Origin of the sequence: Delftia deserti (assembly GCF_042653485.1) — a bacterium.
GTDB lineage: Bacteria > Pseudomonadota > Gammaproteobacteria > Burkholderiales > Burkholderiaceae_C > Comamonas > Comamonas acidovorans.
Genome location: NZ_JBHSIH010000001.1, coordinates 506,498 through 525,456, shown reverse-complemented (window position 1 = coordinate 525,456; position 18,959 = coordinate 506,498). Strand labels below are relative to the sequence as shown.

17 protein-coding genes are annotated in these 18,959 nt (G+C 66.0%); 14 read left to right on the top strand and 3 right to left on the bottom strand.

What is annotated here, in order from left to right; translation table 11 throughout:
* The first annotated feature begins 11 nt into the window (after positions 1-11).
* From ACFPFG_RS02570 to ACFPFG_RS02530, 9 genes are all read left to right on the top strand, one after another.
* Entirely contained in the window at positions 12-191 is a 180-nt protein-coding gene (locus ACFPFG_RS02570; RefSeq protein WP_380104866.1) for a hypothetical protein, read from the top strand.
* A 33-nt stretch (positions 192-224) separates the two neighbouring features.
* The gene (locus ACFPFG_RS02565; protein ID WP_380104865.1) at positions 225-1,229 is read left to right on the top strand and encodes a hypothetical protein; all 1,005 of its coding nucleotides are present in this window, start codon (positions 225-227) and stop codon (positions 1,227-1,229) included.
* A 170-nt stretch (positions 1,230-1,399) separates the two neighbouring features.
* The gene (locus ACFPFG_RS02560; protein ID WP_380104863.1) at positions 1,400-2,500 is read left to right on the top strand and encodes a N4-gp56 family major capsid protein; all 1,101 of its coding nucleotides are present in this window, start codon (positions 1,400-1,402) and stop codon (positions 2,498-2,500) included.
* A 68-nt stretch (positions 2,501-2,568) separates the two neighbouring features.
* Positions 2,569-2,970, top strand: coding sequence for a hypothetical protein (locus ACFPFG_RS02555; protein WP_380104861.1), 402 nt, complete (start codon positions 2,569-2,571; stop codon positions 2,968-2,970).
* Positions 2,971-3,050: 80 nt separating this feature from the next.
* Complete coding sequence (locus ACFPFG_RS02550) at positions 3,051-3,431, top strand: hypothetical protein (RefSeq protein WP_380104859.1); 381 nt, start codon at positions 3,051-3,053, stop codon at positions 3,429-3,431.
* A gap of 11 nt (positions 3,432-3,442) precedes the next feature.
* The gene (locus ACFPFG_RS02545; protein ID WP_380104857.1) at positions 3,443-4,114 is read left to right on the top strand and encodes a phage adaptor protein; all 672 of its coding nucleotides are present in this window, start codon (positions 3,443-3,445) and stop codon (positions 4,112-4,114) included.
* A gap of 4 nt (positions 4,115-4,118) precedes the next feature.
* On the top strand, positions 4,119-4,973 hold the full coding sequence (locus ACFPFG_RS02540) for a hypothetical protein (RefSeq protein ID WP_380104855.1): 855 nt from the start codon (positions 4,119-4,121) through the stop codon (positions 4,971-4,973).
* Between the two features lie 238 nt (positions 4,974-5,211).
* On the top strand, positions 5,212-7,110 hold the full coding sequence (locus tag ACFPFG_RS02535) for a hypothetical protein (protein ID WP_380104853.1): 1,899 nt from the start codon (positions 5,212-5,214) through the stop codon (positions 7,108-7,110).
* Positions 7,100-8,908 (top strand): hypothetical protein, encoded by a 1,809-nt coding sequence (locus ACFPFG_RS02530; RefSeq protein ID WP_380104851.1) that lies wholly within the window; start codon positions 7,100-7,102, stop codon positions 8,906-8,908. Before ACFPFG_RS02535 ends, ACFPFG_RS02530 begins: the two co-directional genes overlap by 11 nt.
* Positions 8,909-8,911: 3 nt before the next feature.
* Here ACFPFG_RS02530 and ACFPFG_RS02525 read toward each other — a convergent pair whose 3' ends face one another.
* The 3 genes from ACFPFG_RS02525 to ACFPFG_RS02515 all read right to left on the bottom strand — a co-directional run bounded on the left by ACFPFG_RS02525 (position 8,912) and on the right by ACFPFG_RS02515 (position 11,136).
* Positions 8,912-9,496, bottom strand: coding sequence for a DUF4124 domain-containing protein (locus ACFPFG_RS02525; RefSeq protein WP_380104849.1), 585 nt, complete (start codon positions 9,494-9,496; stop codon positions 8,912-8,914).
* 93 nt (positions 9,497-9,589) lie between these two features.
* Positions 9,590-10,333 (bottom strand): hypothetical protein, encoded by a 744-nt coding sequence (locus tag ACFPFG_RS02520; RefSeq protein WP_380104847.1) that lies wholly within the window; start codon positions 10,331-10,333, stop codon positions 9,590-9,592.
* Between the two features lie 218 nt (positions 10,334-10,551).
* A complete protein-coding gene (locus ACFPFG_RS02515; RefSeq protein ID WP_380104845.1) occupies positions 10,552-11,136 on the bottom strand; it encodes a hypothetical protein in 585 nt (194 codons plus the stop codon).
* Positions 11,137-11,236: 100 nt separating this feature from the next.
* Here ACFPFG_RS02515 and ACFPFG_RS02510 point away from each other — a divergent pair, with 100 nt between their 5' ends.
* From ACFPFG_RS02510 to ACFPFG_RS02490, 5 genes are read left to right on the top strand one after another with little or no spacing between them, the layout of a single operon-like run.
* The gene (locus tag ACFPFG_RS02510) at positions 11,237-12,430 is read left to right on the top strand and encodes a hypothetical protein (protein WP_380104844.1); all 1,194 of its coding nucleotides are present in this window, start codon (positions 11,237-11,239) and stop codon (positions 12,428-12,430) included.
* Positions 12,427-12,885: a hypothetical protein gene (locus ACFPFG_RS02505; protein ID WP_197956421.1), complete on the top strand. Its 459-nt coding sequence runs from the start codon at positions 12,427-12,429 to the stop codon at positions 12,883-12,885. The genes ACFPFG_RS02510 and ACFPFG_RS02505 overlap by 4 nt, the downstream gene beginning before the upstream one ends.
* A gap of 19 nt (positions 12,886-12,904) precedes the next feature.
* Positions 12,905-15,256 carry a hypothetical protein gene (locus ACFPFG_RS02500; protein WP_380104842.1) on the top strand — a complete coding sequence of 784 codons (2,352 nt, stop codon included), beginning with the start codon at positions 12,905-12,907 and terminating at the stop codon, positions 15,254-15,256.
* Complete coding sequence (locus ACFPFG_RS02495) at positions 15,256-17,064, top strand: LamG-like jellyroll fold domain-containing protein (protein WP_380104840.1); 1,809 nt, start codon at positions 15,256-15,258, stop codon at positions 17,062-17,064. Before ACFPFG_RS02500 ends, ACFPFG_RS02495 begins: the two co-directional genes overlap by 1 nt.
* A 7-nt stretch (positions 17,065-17,071) precedes the next feature.
* Entirely contained in the window at positions 17,072-18,955 is a 1,884-nt protein-coding gene (locus ACFPFG_RS02490) for a coiled-coil domain-containing protein (protein WP_380104838.1), read from the top strand.
* The last annotated feature ends 4 nt before the right edge of the window (positions 18,956-18,959 follow it).

The window sequence follows — 18,959 nt, the reverse complement described above, 5'->3', positions numbered from 1 at the left end:
AGGAGCACGACATGGTCAAAAGCATCTCCATGGACGACAGCGAAGCCGAATGGAAGGCCAAAGACGACATGCGCACCCTGGCCGAGGCCGAAGAGATCCGCAAGGACCCCAAGCGCTACAAGGCGGCCATGGCTATGGCCCGGGAGAAGCTGGGCGAGATCGAGGCTCTCCTTGAATCCGACAAGAAGTAACCACCACGCACTACCACCGAGAAGGAAAACACCATGAATCCGATGCTCAAGAAGCTCCTGGCCCGCTACATGGCCCCCGCTGGCGATGACGGCTCCGAAACTGGCGGTACAGCCGTCGCCGAGCCCGAGAACGCCACACCCGAGGATCGCGGCGATGTCGTGGACCCGGGCGTGAGCACCGAAGCGCTGCAGGCCCTGGTGGCCAGTGACAAGGGCGAAGGGGAGGGCAGTGCTGGCTCGCCTGCTGCTGCACCGGCCGGCGACGACGAAGATCCTGGCGCGCCGCCCCCTGGCATCCCTAAGTCCCGCTTCGTGCAGGTGAACGAAGAGCGCAAGGCCGCAATCGCGCGCAATGCCGAGCTGGAGGCAGAGCTGGAGCGCCTGCGCGCTGGCCAGCCGCCTGCAGCACCCGCCCCGGCGCCCGCTGCAGCACCGGCACCTGCCGCCGAATTCGACGAGGACGCCCAGGAAGAGGCCTACGGTGCGGCGCTGATGGAGGGTGATACCCGGAAGGCCGCTGCCATCCGCCGCGCCATCAATGCTCACGTCCGCGAGCAGGCCGCCGCCGACGCTCGCCGCGAGGTCGAGCAGCAGCGACAGCAGGACCAGGCCCGCGCCACTGCGGATGCGCTGGCAGCAGAGTCCCAGTCCACGCTGCAGGCCTTTCCCTACCTGAACACGGAAGAAGGCAAGGAGGCGCTGCTGCTGATCGTTGAAGCCCGCGACGGGAAGATCGCGCGCGGCATGGCCCCGCTCGATGCCCTGCGGGCCGCTGTGAAGTCCATCGCGCCCAAGTTCGCGCCGGCCGGCCAGGGCGATACCCCGTCCAAGGATTTGCCGCAGGGCGAGCCCAAGACAGACTTGCGGCAAGCAGCAGCGGTAGAGCGCGGCGCCAAGGCCTCACTGGCCCAGCCCGCACCTCTGTCCGGCGGCGTTGGCGAGCGGGCAGAGGCCAGCCGCATCAACGTGGCGCAGCTCACCGACGAGCAGTTCAACAAGCTGCCAGAGGCTGAGAAGCGCAGGCTGCGCGGCGACTGATCGCCAAACCAGGGCCGGCAGGCCTCACCCACCTGCCGGCGCCATTTACGGGTGCTCTCGTCTGTATGGCAGGACGGTAAACCGCCTGGCGCTCTTGGCCGCCCAATGCCATGCATTCGCAATAGGGCGGCGCATGTCCCGAGCAGTTCAACACTTCTTTGGAGCATGTTATGCAGACGAATTTCGCAGGGCTCACCCCCGTTCAAAAGCTGGTCTGGTCGCGTGACGTCTGGTCCGCAGCCCGCGACCAGATGTTCATCAAGCGCTTCATGGGCACCACCCAGAACGCGATGATCCAGGTCATCAAGGAGCTGACCAAGACCGAAAAGGGCGACCAGGCCATCATCCAACTGGTGGCCGACCTGGTGGAGGACGGCGTCATCGGCGACGACGAACGCGAAGGCAATGAAGAGGCCATGCAGTCGTACAGCCAGATCATCACCATTGATCAGCTGTCGCACTCGGTGCGCAACGAAGGCAAGCTGGCGGATCAGGGCTCGGTGATCAACTTCCGTGAGCAGGGCCGCGACAAGCTGGCGTACTGGCTGGCGGATCGCTGCGACCAGCTGGCTTTCCTGACCCTCTCGGGCATCAGCTACGCCTTCAAGCCCAATGGCGCCCCGCGCGTCAACTCGCCGTTCCCCACGCTGGACTTTGCTGCGGACGTGTCCGCGCCGACGTCCAAGCGCTCGCTGATGTGGGATGGCACCAGCCTGCAGGCGTCCAACACGGGCTCCATCACCACCTCGTTCGTGCCCAAGTACACGATGATCGTGGACCTGATCGCCTACGCCAAGGAGCACTACGTGCGTCCCCTGATGGACGGCGGAAAGCAGTATTTCGTGCTGCTGGTGGCTCCTGGCACGCTGGCGGCCCTGAAGAAGGACCCCGACTACCAGCGTGCGGTCGTGGCCGTGGCTACCAAGGCAGGCACCGACTCGCCCTGGTTCACGGGCGCTACGGTCACGGTGGACGGCGCGGTGCTGCACGAACACAACAAGGTCTACAACACCAAGGGAGCGGCATCCGGCTCGAAGTGGGGCTCGGGCGGCACGGTCAACGGCACCCGCACCCTGCTGTGCGGCGCGCAGGCCCTGGGCATGTGCGACCTGGGTGCGCCTGGCTGGGTCGAGAAGCTGTTCGACTACGAGAATCAGCAAGGTATCAACGTCGACAAGATGATGGGCCTGCTCAAGCCCAAGTTCTTCAGCATCGCTGATAACAGCATCGAGGACTTCGGCGTCATCGCGGTTGACCACTACCTGCAGTAAGCAGGCCCCAGGGCGGGGCCTGTGTGCCCCGCTCCTTCCCTCTCCCTGATGTTGAAAAGGAGCATCCCATGTCTATCAAGAAAAACGCAGGCCGGCAGGAGCTGATTTCCGCCAGCCTGCTGATCAACTTCGGCGACCCCACGGCCTACGGCACGGCGGAAAGCGCCATTGACCTGCCTGGTGGCGCCATCCTGGTCGGCGGCGACGTCACCGTGCTGACCGCCTGGAACTCGGCCACGAGCGCCACGCTGAAGCTGGGCGACACGGCCGACGACGACCGCTACACGGCCACTCCCATCGACCTGAAGACCGCAGGCCGCACGGCGCTGACCATCACCGGCTTCCGCCACCCCATCGCGGAAAGCCTCAAGGCCCTGCTGGCTCAGGCCGGCGCTGCGGCCACAGCCGGCCAGGCCCGCATCTCCATCCAGTACTACGTCCAAGGCCGCTCGGCCTTCACGCAGCGCTGATTCTTTCTCGGTGGCCAGGGCTTGTAAGGGCCCTTTTGCCCGGCGGCCGCGTGCTGCCGGGCCTTTTGAAGGACTGAACCATGAAATTCCGCTCTCCTACCGACGAGGTCATCCAGATCGGCCTTACCTCGGGTCACACGATCGTGATCACCCCCGAAGGCAATGATGTCCCGCCCATCTTCCGCCGCGAAGCCATTGCCCGTGGCGCCATCCCTGTGGACATCCCCGGCGCCGAAGAGACACTGGCCGCGCTGAATGGCACCGCTGGCGCGCCTTCTGCCGACCGTCCCCAGGCCATCCAGGCCGCCCTGCAGGCGATGCTGGACGGCGGCGAGGAAGGCGACTTCACCGCCGAAGGTAAGCCCAACCTGCTCAAGCTGAAGGGCCGCGTGGGCTTCGCCGTGACCCGTGAGGAGGTGGATGCCGCCTGGGCAATCGTGTCCTCGGCCGGCACGGACTGAAAAGGCGCACCATGCGGGTCCAGGAGTTCATCCAGCGGTTCCGGGAAACCGTTGACGACGCCGAGAATAAGCAGTTCTGGACGGATGAGGAGGTGATTTTCCATCTCAATGAGGCCGTGCAGGAGGCATGCGAGCGCGCCAAGCTCCTGGAGGACCGCACCACCCCCGCTGTGTGTTCTATCACCCTGGAACCCGGAAAATCCACATATTCCCTGCACCCCAGCGTGCTGGAGATCAAGCGACTGGCCATTCGCGGGCGCCCCCTGCATGAGACCAGCGTCGAGGAACTGGACTGCACCCACCCTGCGTGGGAGACGCGCCAAGGCGTGCCGCGCCAGTTCCTGCTGGAGCAGGCCAACGGCCGGGGCATGCCGCAGCTGCGCCTGGTGCCAACGCCAGTGGAGGCTGAAACGATTGCGTTGACGGTCATTCGCGGTGCGCTGGAGCCTCTCAACCACAGCAACCCCAACGCTGAGCCAGAGATCCACGAGCGCTTCCACACCCGGCTGCTGGACTGGGTGTACCACCGGGCATACCTGAAGCAGGACGCCGAGGTGTTCAACCCCGACAAGGCTGCGGTATCGCTGGCCCTGTTCGAGCGCTCCTTTGGCGCCAGGCCGGACGCCAATGTTCAGCGCAAGCAGCGCGACCGCCGACCGCCCGTGGTGCGCTATCGCTGGTAAGCCCATGGCAGAACCCCGTTCCCGCGCCTTTTCGCTCCTGGCCAGCCAGATCCCTGCCGACGGCTACCCGCCTGCGCCCGCGCAGGTCGCGCAGTCACCAGCGGCCCAGGCCTTGGCCGATGCGCGCGTCGGCGGCTTGCAGGCGGTTGCCAGCCCCCAGGCGGAACAGGGCATGCAGGACACGCTCGGGCGCGGCGCCGCCGCCATGCTTGGTGCGCCGATCGATATGGCGGCACTCGCCCTGGGTATGGCCGGCTACCAACACCCGGCGCCTGTGCTGGGCTCCGAATGGATAGGGCAGCAGATGGAGCAGGCCGGCGTCGTCTCTCCAGAGCGCAGGCCCGCGGCCGAGTTGTTGGCGTCGATCCCGGGACCGGCTGGCCTTGGCAAGGCCGGGATGGGCTTCGCCGCCGCGATCTCGCCAGAGGGCAAGGCCAGACTGCTGGCCGACCTGACGGCAGGCAAGGGCAGTGGGACCTATCGGCTGGGCGATGTCTCCGAGGGGCAGAGCAAGGGGCTCGGCGATCTGTTCGGGCAGCCCTCGGGTGGCCGCAATGTCTACATGACCGATCAGGCGACTGACCACATCCTGCAGCGCCGCGTTCAGCAGCAGGGCTTCAGCCCCGCCGATGTGACCAGCTTCGCGGAACAGGCCCTTGCCGGCCGTGCCCGGCCTGACCTCAATACCTCGAAGGGAAACCAGCATCCGGCAATGCTCAACACCGGCGCACGCGATAGCGTGACCGGAAGGACCTACGACGCTCGCATGCCGTTGCGGCAGGTAGAAGACGGATACGAGGCCCGCAGCGTGATCGCGGAAGGCCTGCGGGGCAGAAACAACAAAGCCCCGAAGCGGTGAGCATCGGGGCTTTGAAGGGCATTCCAGGAGGGGGTGGTACCGAACTCCACCTCTCGTACTTAACACGACCTTGCGGCCGTCATTGACACAGCACAACCTGGATAGCACTACCTGTCTGGGACACGGTTGACGGCATTGTATTGCTTGCGCCTGCGTCCCGCAACGCTACCCCCTGTAGGGTTTGGCACCGGAAGGGCTGGCGCAGAAACTGGCGGCAGTACAGACGAAAGGCCCTTCCATGGCAATAACCGACGACCGCCAGCGGCGAGGCGCCGCCGACCTCCTGAGCCAGATTCCGACCGATGGCCAGCGCGCCGCGCCCCTGCCGGACGGCTCCCAGAGCAACCCCCTGAACACCGAATTCGGGCGCAATGCCATGAACACGCTGTCGGCGCTGCCCGGCGTGTCCGGTGTCGCGTCCCGCGCTGGCGCAGGCGCTGCACGCGGCGCCGCTGGCGCACTGTCCACCGAGCGCGTTATCCCCGCCAGCTGGGAGGTGGTGCAAGAGGGCGGGGCGCTGGCGCGCGCCGCTGATGGTGGCGGTACCCTGTCCCGGGCTGCGTCCACCGCCATGCAGCAGCAACCAGCCCTGACCGGCAATGCCGCTCAACTCCTGAGCGCACCTCCATCTCGCGCCCTGGCGCCGCGCTTGGCCGGCGAAGTGGGCGAGGCAGCACCGCAGTTCGCGCGCCGACCTGCTGGCCCGCCGCCGTGGGCAGACGTCGTGGAGCCCGCAGCTTTGGCGGGACAGCAGGCCTCGCCGGCCGCCAGCGCACTGTCCAGCCTTGGCGGCTCGAATCTCGGTCGTGCGCTGGGCACTGGCGCTGCGCTGGGCAGCGCCGTGATCGCCGGATCCACCCTCGATCCCAACGGCGGCGGTGATGCATCTCCCCTGGGGTCCGCTCAAGCGGCACAGCCCGCTGGTGCAAGTGCAGCAGCATCCCCAGCAGCACAGGCCCTGGCCGCACCTCCTGCCGCCAGCCGCAACAACGTCACCCGCGACGGCAACAGCTACACCGGGCCGGCCAACATTTCCGGCGACATCACGGTCAACGGCGAGGCGCCGCGCGGCTCGGTCATGTCCTTGCCTGCTGGCGCCGTGCCAGCAGAGTTCAGCGGCGGCTCCGCTGCGCTGCGCGCGCTGAGCGGCATGCCTGCCGGTAGCCTGGGCGGCATCTCCGAGCAGAACATGGGCGCTGCAGACGCGCTGGCGGCCCGTTCGCAGTTGGAATCCATGGCACGGCTGCGCGCGTCGGGCCAGATCGCCGCGCCGGCGCCAGGTGCATCCATGAGCCTTTCAGGCAGCACGCTGGGCATTCGCCGAGATCCCAGCATCGTGGCCGCTGAGCTGGGCGCGCAGCGCGGCTTCGACCGTGCCGTGGGCCGTGACCCAGCATCGCTGCAGCGTGGTGCAGCCCTCACCAAGACGGCCATGGAGCAACAGGGCGAAACCCAGCGGCAGCTCACCAGCTCCGGGGCAGCGCTGCAGGCTGCTGGTCTCAAGGCTGCGGCTGGCCGCGGCGCGCCACCCGGCTACCGATTCACCAGCTCCGGCAGCCTGGAGGCTATCCCCGGCGGCCCCGCTGACCTGAAGAACAGCAAGGAAGCGCAGCAGCAGACCAAGGACTCCTCGGATGTGATCTCCCTGGCGACCCAGGCAGACCTGCTTTTGGATAACGCCACAGCCAGCCTCGCAGGGGCTGGCACCGACGCCGCCCTGCGTGCGGTCGGCCTCAGCACACCAGGTGGCGATGCTGCGGCGCAGCTCAAGGTGCTGCAGGGCATGCTGGTTTCCAAGATGCCGAAGATGAGCGGCCCTCAATCTGACAAAGACGTGCAGCTCTATCGGGAGATGGCGGGCCAGATCGGTGATGCAACGCTGCCAGCCAGCACGCGCCGCGCAGCGCTGGACCAAATCTATGCGCTGAATGCCAAGTACGCCTCGCCGGAGTCCCTGGCCTCTGCGGCTGGAAGTCCGCTCTCCCAGCGCTACCAGGCTGCCCAGCAGCAGGCCGCACAACCCCAGGCAGCGGCCGCACCCGCTGGATCTGCGGCGCGTATCGTGATCCGCACTGGTGTCATCGATGGCCGACGGGTCGCCCAATACAGCGACGGGAGCGTCGAATATGCAAATTGACCTGAACAAGGTGACCTGGGATGCCCCTTCGCCCTCGCAAGCCACGACTGCCCCGGCCAAGGCGCCGCAGCAATCCATCGATCTGGGGAAGATCCAGTGGGATAGCCCGGCGACTGAGCCTGCGGCAAGCCCGTCCCCTGCTGGCCAGCCTGCTGCACCCAAGCGCAGCGTTGGCCAGGAGCTGGGCCGCCAGGTTGGCCTGACCGCACGGGCCGCGATCAACGGAGTGGCGTCTCTTCCGGCCCTGGCCGCCGATGCCGTGGGCGGCGTGGCCAATGCCGGCCTGGACCTGGTGCACGGCGAAGGCAATGGCTTCCGCTTCCCGAAGCAGGCCGAGGCCCTGAACGACGCCTTGACTCAGGCGGGCCTGCCTCAGCCGGAGACGGCCGTGGAGCGCGTCGCAGGTGATGCAGCCTCGGCCATCGCAGGCGCTGGCGGCACGGTGGCGCTGGGCCGGCGCCTTGCCGACACTGCCGCGTCCGGCGTCACGCGCGCTGTAGGGAAGACACTGGCTGTTGACCCGGGCCTGCAGGTGGCGAGCGCTGCTACAGGCGCTGGAGCCGCTGGCGCGACCAGAGAACTCGGTGGCGGGGAGGGTGCACAGCTGGCTGCTGGCATGGCTGGCGCGCTGGTACCGTCGGCCGCCACGGCTTCCTCGCGCAGGGTGCCGACGCCGGGTGGCGGGCCGGTCCGAGCCGCTGCACGGCAGGCACACGAAGCCGGCTACGTCATCCCGCCCGCGGATCTCGGCTCTGGGCCGGTGACCGAGACGCTTTCGGCCATCAGCGGCAAGGTGAAGACCGCCCAGGAAGCAAGCGCCCGGAACCAGACCGTGTCCAACAACCTGGCAAAACGCGCCCTGGGCCTACCGGAGACTGCCGACCTGAACATCGACACGCTGGAAGGCCTGCGCCGCTCGGCTGCCGCTGCCTATGAGCCTGTGGCGGCTTCGGGCACGGTCACCCCAGGCAAGCGCTACGAAACGGCCCTGGACCGCGCCCTGGCGCCGTTCCGCAGCCAGTCCAAGTCCTTCCCCGGCACACGCGAGCCCCAGGTCGTGGCCGACCTGCAGGCCCTGCGATCCCCTCAGTTCGATGCCGGCGACGCGATGGTCATGATCCGTTCCATGCGTGAATCTGCCGACCGCTCGTTCCGGGCGGGCGAGAACATGGCCGGCAAGGCCTACCGCCAGGGCGCTGCTGCGCTGGAGGACGCTCTGGAGGGTCACCTGCAGAGGATGGGACAGCCTGCCGCCGACATGCTCCAGGACTTCCGCGACGCCCGGCAGCTCATCGCCAAGAGCTATACCGTCCAGAAAGCCCTGAACCCCCAGACCGGGGCCGTGAACGCCATCAAGCTGGCCGCCGACCTGGCCAAGGCCAAGCCGCTCAGCGGTGACCTGCGCACCATCGCCGAAGCTGGCCAGGCCTTCCCCAAGGCGCACCAGGCACTCAAGGAAGCGCCAAAGGCAAACAGCGTGCTGGATGTGGTGACGGCGCTGGGAGCGGGGGCGATTACTGGGAACCCGCTGGCCTTTGGCACACTTGCAGCCCGGCCAGCAGCGCGCAATTTCCTACTCTCTGGCATGACGCAGCGGAAGGCTGTTGAGCGTGCTGGAACCTCTATCCAGGCGGTACCAGACGCTGCGCCTGCCATCGCGCTCGCCTCGGCAGGGCAAACAGCACAGACGGATGCTCAGCCCGAGCAGTTCTACACGAACCGCTTGCAAGCGGGCTACGCCGCCAGAACACAGGGAAAACAGGCGACGCCAGTGGACGGGGGCTGGGTGGTCCGCTGACCATTACTGAGCGCTGCAGTTTACCGCGCCAAATCCGTCAGGTCGGCATTTGTAGCTTGGGGGCAATGCGTGACGCTGCTGCATGTTCTGATTCTGGATCTGGTTCTGAATGATGGCATCACGAGCAATTGCCTGGCGGGCGTTGCTGGTGCGGTTGTGATGATCGTTCCAGGTTCGGTAGTGGCGGTCGCTGGTTGGCTGACCGTCACGCTCCCTGAACATGTTCTCAATGCACTCATGTTTTGCCAGCCTCGCCAGCTCTTTTCCCTTGGAGTCGCCAATCGCGAAATGCCGAAACTTGCACTCCTGTGGCGGGTTATTAATCATGCGGTCAACTTCTCGCGCACGTGCTTCCCGCGCAGCGTTCATCCGGTTTTTGTCGGCGTCTCGGCGGTCGTACTCGCCGTCTATGGTGTTCGCATCCACGTTGACGCTTTGGCCTTTGCTTCCGTCCTCGCAAGGGCGGTCACTGTAGATGGTCTGCCCGTTCGGTCCCTTGCACCTGGTCACTTGGGCATGTGCGTGACCAATGGCGGCAAGTGCGAGAGCGAATGCAGCGACCAACTGGATATTCAATCTCGAGAACATTCCAATACCTCCTCGCGTGGAATGTAGCAGATCGCAAAAATTGCTATTTTGGTAGGCGCTCTAACAAAAAAAGCCCGCTATTGCGGGCCTTGTTTATCTATCGCCGTGTTCCCGGAACAAGAAAAAAGCCGCCCCCAGCAGTAACGCCAGAGGAACGCCAACCACTTTCCCGAGAAGCCAGAACAGTCCTCCGACGACTACGAAGGAAAGCGCAACACGGGCAATGCCGTAGCACGACACCAGTGCATCACGCCAAAACCGGCGTGCTGCGTCGTCTTTGGCGGCGCCGCGAAGCAGGGTCTGGGACTGCTCCAAGGTCATCGGGGGCTTACGTGGGTCGAACATGGTGGCCATGGTACGGCATGCACCCCAGGCGCGTCCAATGCGTTCCCGCAATGACCAGGGCTGGCGCTCCATCCGCTTCGCTGCCAAGAACAGCATCCCTTCCAGCTCCGAGCGCGTCACGGCACGCTCCAGGCACAGGCCCTCACGCAGAATCCGGCCTCGCACAGCTTCCAGCGCCTGGGTCCAGGGCCTGGCCGGGCGGATCTCGCCGGTGCGCATGCACAGGATCTCCTCGGCCACATAGGCGGCGATCTCGTCCGCTTCCTGCATCGGGCTCAGGCAGAACTGGCCATCGTCATCCACATAGGCGCGACGGATGTGGGCCTGGATCTTGAGCAGGCCAGGGTCTCGTTCCTGAATGCCCAGCTGGATGTGGCGCATGAAGTGCGGCCACTCGTCGCCCAGCAACTCCCGCATGCCGAAGTGCCTAACGGCCTCGTGCACCATGGTCTGGGCCAGCGAGTCGGCCGGCTGGCTGGCGACGACGTGCACTTCACCGCGCCAGTGCAGGCCGCGAGCGTCGTCAGGGGCATTGAAGGGGAGGTGACGGGCCGTCGGTGCAATGCTGACCTTTGGGCCAGCGCACCATTGGGAGGTGAACCAGGAGACGATGACTGCGGAACGTCGAGCGCGGTGCAATAGATCAGTTGACAGAGAAGATCCCGCTGGGCGGTCCTATGTAGCTTATTGGATGACAACCCCAGAGGCGGTTATCGAGTCGCTGGCTGCTTTCCTCGCAGCTCGTTGATACATGCAGTGAATTGCTGAACGACGGCTGAGTCCTTTCTCATGCGCCCGGAAAAGATGCGAGACGATGCCCCCTTCTCGGTGAATCCGATCCAGATGGTTTTACTGGCCAGAATGGCGGCGATTGCCGTGACTGCCGATGCGCCCGCTACCGAAAAAAGGTGATAGGGCGGCGCGTCACCGGGAACAATCTTCCCGTTCAATGGAGCCAGAGGTGTGCCGCCTTCAATGCGTATCCATGCGACTTGATCGCCAACCATTCTGGTCACCATCTTCCCGTTTTCCATGCTTGTGATCTGGTGACCCGCCTTCACCATGCTTGGCGCGTCCACATGAATTGCCACTGAGCCTGCGATTTGGTCCGCCTCCAGCGTCGTGCCTGGTTTGATTGCAGCACCGTTGAAGCTGACGCCACATGAAGTGACCACGCCTTTGGGTGCGAGCATCGTCGCTTGCATCTCAAACTCCATTGGCGAGACTGCCTGTGCATGGGCGCTTGATCCCAGTAGGCATGAGGCCACTGTCAAAAGTGTGATGGCGTAGTTCATTGAAGTCCTCCTGCCGGAACTCTACCAGTGCAAGCCGGGGCATTTCCACGCCCCCGGCTAGGGTTGGCCCAATGGCACCGCCCTCGGCACAGTGCAGGGCATGCCATCCATCAACCAGTTCCGAGGCCTGAACAACGTCACCGACCCTGTGCGGCTTGGTGCGCAGTGGCTTCGCCGGGCCGATGGCGTGGTCATCACGAACAGCGGAGCGCTGGAGCAGCGCCCGGGCCTGCAACCGGCTGCGCCTGGCGCGCAGTTTCCGTTTGCCACACGGCAGGGCGACCGGATGCTGGTGGCGGCCGGCGGCTTCGTACAGGCCCTGCACGACAGCGGCGAGCTGCAGCTCCTGGCGCCCTTGAGCAGCCCGGCACGCGTGTCATGGTCCGAGATCAATTCCGAGATCGCCTATTGCAACGGGCCAGACGCGGGCATCGTGCGTTCCGATCTGTCGGTGATCCCGCTGCGCTGGAGCATGCCTGCGGCGCCGGCTCTGTCGGTGCAGGCCGGTGGCTCGCTGCCGGGCGGCCTGTACCGCGCTGTCTCGACGCTGCTGCTGCCTGACGGCCGTGAGACCGGCGCGAGCCCGGCGGCCGAGATCGTGCTGCCTGCAGGCTCGACGCTGCGTGTGGAGCCGCAGGGCTTGGATGCTGGCCAGGGCCAGCAACTGGTCTATCTGGCCCCGGCCGACAGCGAGGTGTTCCAGCTGCTGGGCGCGCCCACGGGGCCGGTGCTCTGGGATCGCTCGCCCGATGACCTGGGCCAGGACTGCCTGGGCGCCGGCCTGTGGCCTCTGCCTGCCGCAGCCACGGTGATCCAGCACTGGCAGGGCCGGCTGTTCGCGGGCCAGGCGCTGGCTGATGGCAATTCGGCGATCTGGTTCTCCAAGCCGCTGGCCTGGCACCTGTTCGATACGGCGGCCGACTTCTTCATGGTGCCGGGCGAGGTGCGCATGCTCGCGCCCCACGACGCAGGCCTGGTGGTTGGCACCAGCAAGGGCCTGTGGGCCTATGGCGATGGACAGCTGAAGCAACTGGCTCCCTACGGTGTGCCAGCGGGCCTGCCCTGGGCGCGAGACGAGGACGGGCGCATCTGGATCTGGAGTCAGCGCGGGATCTGCACGGCGCTGCCTTTCGCCAACCTCACCAGCAGCACGGTCAGTGTGCCGCCCGGCACCGACGTGCACGCGCACTGGTGCCAGCACGCCGGCCAGTCCCATTTCATCGTGTCCACAGCCGCTGACGCGGTGGCGGGCGCATTCAACCCTCGATCACCCATAGGAGGAATCGTGTCATGACCGAGAAACTTTCCACCGGCTTTCGCAACGCGCAGCTGAACAGCCAGGGCTTTGCCCAGATCTTCGCTGCAGGGGTCATTGCGGTGTATACGGGCGCGCAGCCGGCCACGGCCGACGACGCGGCCACGGGCACGCTGCTGGGCTACATCACAAAGGATGGCGCGGCCTTTGTGCCCGGCAGCCCGACCAATGGCCTGAACTGGGGCGCGGCGGCGGGGGGCGTCATCGGCAAGAACTCCGACAACTGGCGCCTGACGGGCGCGGCGGCGGGAACTGCAGGGTGGTTCCGGCTGATGGGCAATGCTGCCGATAACGGGCTGGCCAGCACGACGCTGCCACGCATCGATGGCGCCGTTGCCACGTCGGGCGGGGAGATCAATCTCACGTCGCTGAGCATCGGCATCGGGTCGGTGACGACCATCGACACCTTCACTTACGCCATCCCGGCGCAGTGATCCGGGGCAGGCGCGCGGCATGGAGCATCTGATCGTCATCGGAGAGGGCGCAGGGCATGCCGTCGCCTTCGGGCGCGGCCGCATCGCCCACCTGCGCACGCTGGGCCTGGCCTATGTGAGCCAGTCCTACGAGATCGGGGACTGGCTGATCCGTGTGAAGCTGACGCCGGGGCATGAGTACATCCATGTCGAGGGCGGCTGCGCCCTGGGCATGGACTCGGGGGTGATGGATCTGCGCAGCAGCATCCCCTGGTTCCCGGAGTTCAGGCTGCCGGGTCTGCGCGTGCCCACGGTGGTGACGCAGCGCAACGAGGCGCAGATGACACGGGCCATTGCCGGCGCGGTCCTCGATGAAAGCAGGCGGGATCTGCTGGCCGGGCCTGGCATCGCTGGCCGGGTAGTGTGGGGTGGCTCGGGCATCCGCGGTGCTGTCACGCGGGCCGGGGATGTGGCTCGGTCGTTCATGCCGGCGGTCGCTCGCAGTTCACCGGCACCGGAGGCGCCCTGGAAGTTCGCTGCCCAGGACGAGAACCTGCTCAGCAAGAAGCTCACGGGCATGTACTGCCCACCCTCCATTTTCACGGGCCGCTGCAGGGACTGGGTTCAGGCTGTGATGGGCCGATTTCTGTATACGGACTGGCACAACTCCAGCACGCTGGTCGCTCCGCTGACCTTGTCCCTGCAGTCTGGCGCACCGCCTGCGCTGACCGCAGCGTTCCATGCCGAGGGTCGGGCCCGGGCGGCCACGCCGCCGGCGCGCATCACCACCTCCAGCGGGGTGCACCGCGATATCCAGGGCCGCCACTGGTTGTTCCTGCCGGGCATGGCCAGCGACACCGTGGATGTGTACCAGCTGCGCAGCAACGCCTGCGGCGAGCTGCTGCGCAAGGCGCTGACGCCCGATGCGCCGGACTGGGCGCGCAAGCTGTCGGCGGCAGACCGGGAGCTGATCGAGATGTACATCCTGGCCTACAGCCTGCCGGTGCAGGAGACATGGCAGGCCTTGGCAGTGCCCGGCGTGAGGCACTCGGCCGATGCCATGGGCTACGGCTGGCACTGGAGCCGCACCGGACTGCGCGCGGATCGCGTTATCAACGATCAGTTCCGGAAGGGGCCGTCAGGCCAACCCGGCGAAGACAACTGGGCGATGCGCAGCACACATCAGCAACTGTCCATGGCGATGGGTAAGGGTGGACGCTGGTCCGCTGTGGTTGCCACGGTGGCGGGCCCCTACGACTGGGCAGTGGAGCGTGGGCTGTGCGTGATCCTGGAGCCGTACTGGGGGGAGGAGGGCGGCTCCTGGAAGACGACACCGCGCTACACCGAATTGTTCGCTTATCGCGATGCGGTGTTCTATGTCTGGTACCGGGGCGACGCCTTGCTTTCAGCCAGTGTTTCGCTCGCCGAGGTCCCCGAGACTGGTCCGGTCGGCAAGTGCGATCCGCCTGACTTCGAAGATTTTTCAATCAATGACGCGGGCGAAATGTATGGATGGAATCGAGGTCGAACCGTTGGTGTAAACGGCGGCTATGCGGAGATTACCCAGAAAATCGCAAAGTATTGGCGCTACACCGTAACGGTTGCTGGTCAGAGCTTTTCGATGAATCCCGGTCGAATGGAAAGAGGACGGTGGTTTGAAATTCCCGGAAAATCGGAATCCGCGCCGTCGCCCGTGATTCTGCCTGTGGATTGGACCGGGCACGGTGCATGGTCTGCAGGACTCACAATTGAGTCATATTTCGAAGGATATCCACCCTACAGCTACTACGAACGCCGCCGAAATGGCAATGAGAACATCGCGGGGTGGCCTTTCTTTAACAGAATTCAATTTGAATATCAGGTGAATCAGTTCGCCTTTACCAGGAACTATCCCGGGCGAGTTGTCATCGGCGTGGCCAGAAACGATGCCGAGGCGGTGTATGTACAAGGCACATCATCGGAGGTGAAAGTTGATGCCGCATATGTGCGAGGGTTCAGGTCTTCAAGCAACTACGCGCGAGTGAGCACATTTGCATTTCGGATCGACGGTGGATCGACCATCGTTGGCGTTGACCACATCCAGTATTTGCAAGGCCTCATGCAGGACGATGGTGGTAGTGGGCCTGGCGTGTCCGTGCCAGCGAAGACTGAAGAGAAAAAGAACGACTCAATCAGTTTGATTGTCACGCGTTGCGAGGGTGTATCTGCGACGCAGGAAGATTGGCAACTGTCCCCCGCAGTCTGGTGGTTTGACGAAGATATAGCGCCGGAAACATTCGGAACCCTGGCAAGCGCAATGGGACAGGTCGCTGTCATTGGGAAGAACTTTGGCGCAAGTGTTGGAGTCGTGGGCACCGTGCCACAAAATCCATTAATTATTGGGGCCACATAATGGCACTGCCACAGGACAATCTGCCGCTCAACACGACTGCTGTATGGAATTTTGATTCCACGCTTGTTGGTGTTGATCGCGCAAAACGCGTACTGACGCCAGCTGCTGCCGGCACCACGCCGAACTATTCTGCATCCGGCCCATTTGCAGCATCGTGCGTCACCTTCAATCCATCCGCTGGCGGCTACACCGGGCCGCTGCGCCTGCTCGGCGCCGGTGTCGGCGTCTTTGGCGCGTCCGAAGATTTCTGCATTGAGTTGTGGATCAATCCCGCCAATGGAGGCCACGGCGATGCCTATTCGCGGATCGTGGAGACCAAGGCCATCGGCGCGCTGGGAGGCTGGAATATCGTCTGCCTGGAGAGCCAGAACCCCGCGCGCGTGCGGCTGCATCGCAGCGATGGCACGGCGCTGGCAGAAACCCCGACCGCCATCCCGAATGGCGCATGGTCCTATTTGCGGTTCTATCGGCAGGCAGGGCAGATCTACCTGCGGGTCGGGGGATCGATCGTGTCAGGCCCTATCGCCAGCACCGATGCATTCAGTGCCACCGATCTGGCGGTAGGCGCGAACCTGTCTGGCAGCGAGCGTTACCTGGGCGCCATCGGCGGGCTGCGCATCACCCGGGGTGCCTCGCGTGCCAGCGAGCCCGTGCCCACGGCCGCATTCCCGCCTGCATACGAGGTTGGCACGGCCGCTTTGGTCGCGACCGCAGCCGTGGTCGATGGCTTCGGCTTTATCGAGCAGCGTGGAGAGGGCCGGCTGCATCAGCCGATGGCTGCGATCTCTGCTCGCGGGGCTGGCGTTGCCGTGCTTGAGCAGCCGAGCGGCGTGGTGACGGCAACGGGAGGCCCGGCCATTGTGCAGGGCGCTGGCCTGGCCCAGCCGCGCGCTCGCCTGGCGGGGCAGGGGGGCACGCGAGCGGCGCTGCGACAGCCTGTGTCGGTCATCTCTGCCAGCGGCACAACGGTTGGAGCCGCTTGGGCGCAGCTGCGGCAGCCGCGCAGCGCGGTGCGGGGCAGCGGCGCGACGGGTGCAATCGGGCACGGTGTCCTGGCCCAGCCGCAGGCCGTGCTGGATGCTCGCGGCGCAGGGCTTGGGCACCTGGTCGCGACGCAGGCCGCAGTGCATGGTTCGGGCACGACCGGGGCCGTGGGCCACGCCGCGCTGCGGCAGCCTGTGCCAGCCATCTCGGCCAGCGGACACGGCTGGGCCATGGGCCACGGCGCCCTGATGCAGCCGCGCGCGCGCCTGGTGCCGGCCGTCATTGTGGCGCTGGCCCAGCCCATGCCCGTGGTCAGTGGCAGCGGCGCGCCCCTGGTGGACACGGCAGCCGCCAGGGAGGTGTGGTGCTTCACCCCCACGGTGGACGACGAGGGCCGCATGGGCGGTGCGCTCACGCGCTGGCCCGACTACCGGGGCCACGCCATGACGCGGTTTGCGGGCAGCACCTGGGTCACATCGCCTGAGGCGACATACCGCATGGGCGGCAGCGACGACGCTGGCGCGGCGGTGAGCTGGGACTGGGACACGGCGCTGACCGACTTCGATGCCCCGCAGAAGAAGACCATGGTGTCGGCCTACATCGGCGGCGTGGTGCCGCTGCACAGCCGCTACCGCGTCACGGCCGGCGACTCCCACAAGATGGATTACCAGCACGACGAATACGAACTGGCGCTGCGCAACCACCGCCAGAAGTTTGGCCGTGGCCGCAAGGCGCGCTACCTGGGCTTCGGGCTGTCGGGCGCTGGGCCGCTGGCCGTGGACGAAGTGGAGTTTGAAGTGGTCGCCATGACCCGGAGGATCTGATATGGATGTGAGCTATCTCATTGATGCGGCGCAGGGCCGCGCCGACGCCATGGCGAGCCAAGGCAGCGATGCGCTGAGGTCTGCGTTGTCGAGCATGGGCGTGCTGACAAGCCTCGGCACGCTGCCCGCCATCAGCCTGCCGACGCTGCCCGCGGTAACGCTGCCGCCAGCACCTCCGATCAGCGAGGTGCGCACCGGAGACATTCCGGAGCGGCCCCAGCGGCCGCAGATCGGCGGCATCGACACCGTGGAGCTGCCGGCCATGCCCAGCGCGCCACAGATCAGCGTAGAGGTGCGCGAGCCGGACAAGCCTTCGCAGGGCCGTGCGTTTGACCTTGTCGCGCCCGCCATCCACATCGATGCCCAACTGCCGACGGCACCCGACATGATGCATGTGGCCGCGCCGGTGCTCTCGGCCGATGTGGTGATGCCGGCCCGCCCGAACATCGCGCGGCCGGTGTTCGAGGGCCAGCGCCCGGGTGAGGTGCCGGTGGCGCCCGATGCGGCGGGCAGCTTCGACGCCGCCTACCGTGGCGCGAGCCAGCTGATGCAGTCGGCGCTGCAGGGGCAGATCGATGCCTTCATGGCGCAGCACAACCCCGAGTACGCGCCGCAGATGGCGCGGCTGGAGATGCGGCTGGCCGAACTGGTCTCGGGCGGCCAGCAGGCGATGTATGCGCCGGCCGTGGAAAACGCCATCTACGAGCGCTCGCGCTCGCGCGCAAAGGCCGAGTCGCGTCGCGTGCAGGGCGAGGCCTGGTCTGCGGCCGCGCGCAACGGCCACACCATGCCGCCGGGGGCGCTGCTGGCGGCCCAGCAAAACGCCCGCCAGGCTGCCGCCGACACGAATGCCACGGCCAGCCGAGAAATCGTCGTCATGCAGGCCGAACTGGAGCAGCGCAACATCCAGTTCGCCCTGGGCCTGTCTGCGGACCTGCGCAAGAGCGTGCTGGGCATGGCCATCGGCTACCACGGCAACCTCATCCAGATCAACGGCCAAGCGCTTGACTATGCGCGCTCGCTCACAGACACGCTGGCGCGCCTGTACAGCATGGCGGTGGAGGCCTACCGCGCCCGGCTGGATTTGTACCGCGCCGATGTGTCGGTCTTCGAGACGCTGATCCGCGCCAGCCTGGCGGACGTGGAACTGTACAAAGCCGAGATCGAGGCCGAGCGCTCCAAGCTGCAGATCGACGAATCCAAGGTCAGGCTGTACCAGGCCCAGATCGACGCACAGACCAGCGCGGTGACGGCATGGGCCAAGCGCGTGGACGGCATCGTGGCCGTGGCCGGCCTGGAAAAGCTCAAGCTGGAGACCTTCCGCTCCCAGGTGGACGCATTCCAGGCCGAGACCCAAGCAAAAGGCGAGGAGTGGCGAGCCTATGCGGCCGCCTGGGGCGGCGAGGAGGCACGGGTGCGTGCCGGCCTGGTGCAGACCCAAATCTATCAAGCGCAAATTGACGGCGTGCGCGCGAACCTGTCAGCCCAGCAAACCAAGGTGCAGGCCCAGGCTGAAGCCATCAGGGCACAGCTGGGCATCTACACGGCCGACACCCAGGCGTTTGGGGAGATCGTGCGTGCGGATGCCGTTCGGGTGCAGTCGCAGTTGGCGGCCCAGGGATCCCTGGTGAACGCCTACCAGGTCGCCAGCCAGGCGCAGATCGCTCAGGCCAACGTGCAGGCCGAGCAGTACAGGGCGCAGGCTCAGGTAGCCCTGGGGCTGTTCAGCACAAAGACCCAGGTGGTAATAGAGGAGGCGCGCCTGCTGGTGCAGTCCATGTCAAACGCTGCCAGCGTCGCCCTGTCAGCGGGGCAGTCCTATGCGCAGATGGCGGGCTCTGCGATGGCGGGGATGAATACTCTTGTGAAGGCGGAAGACCAGGGGGCTTGATCCG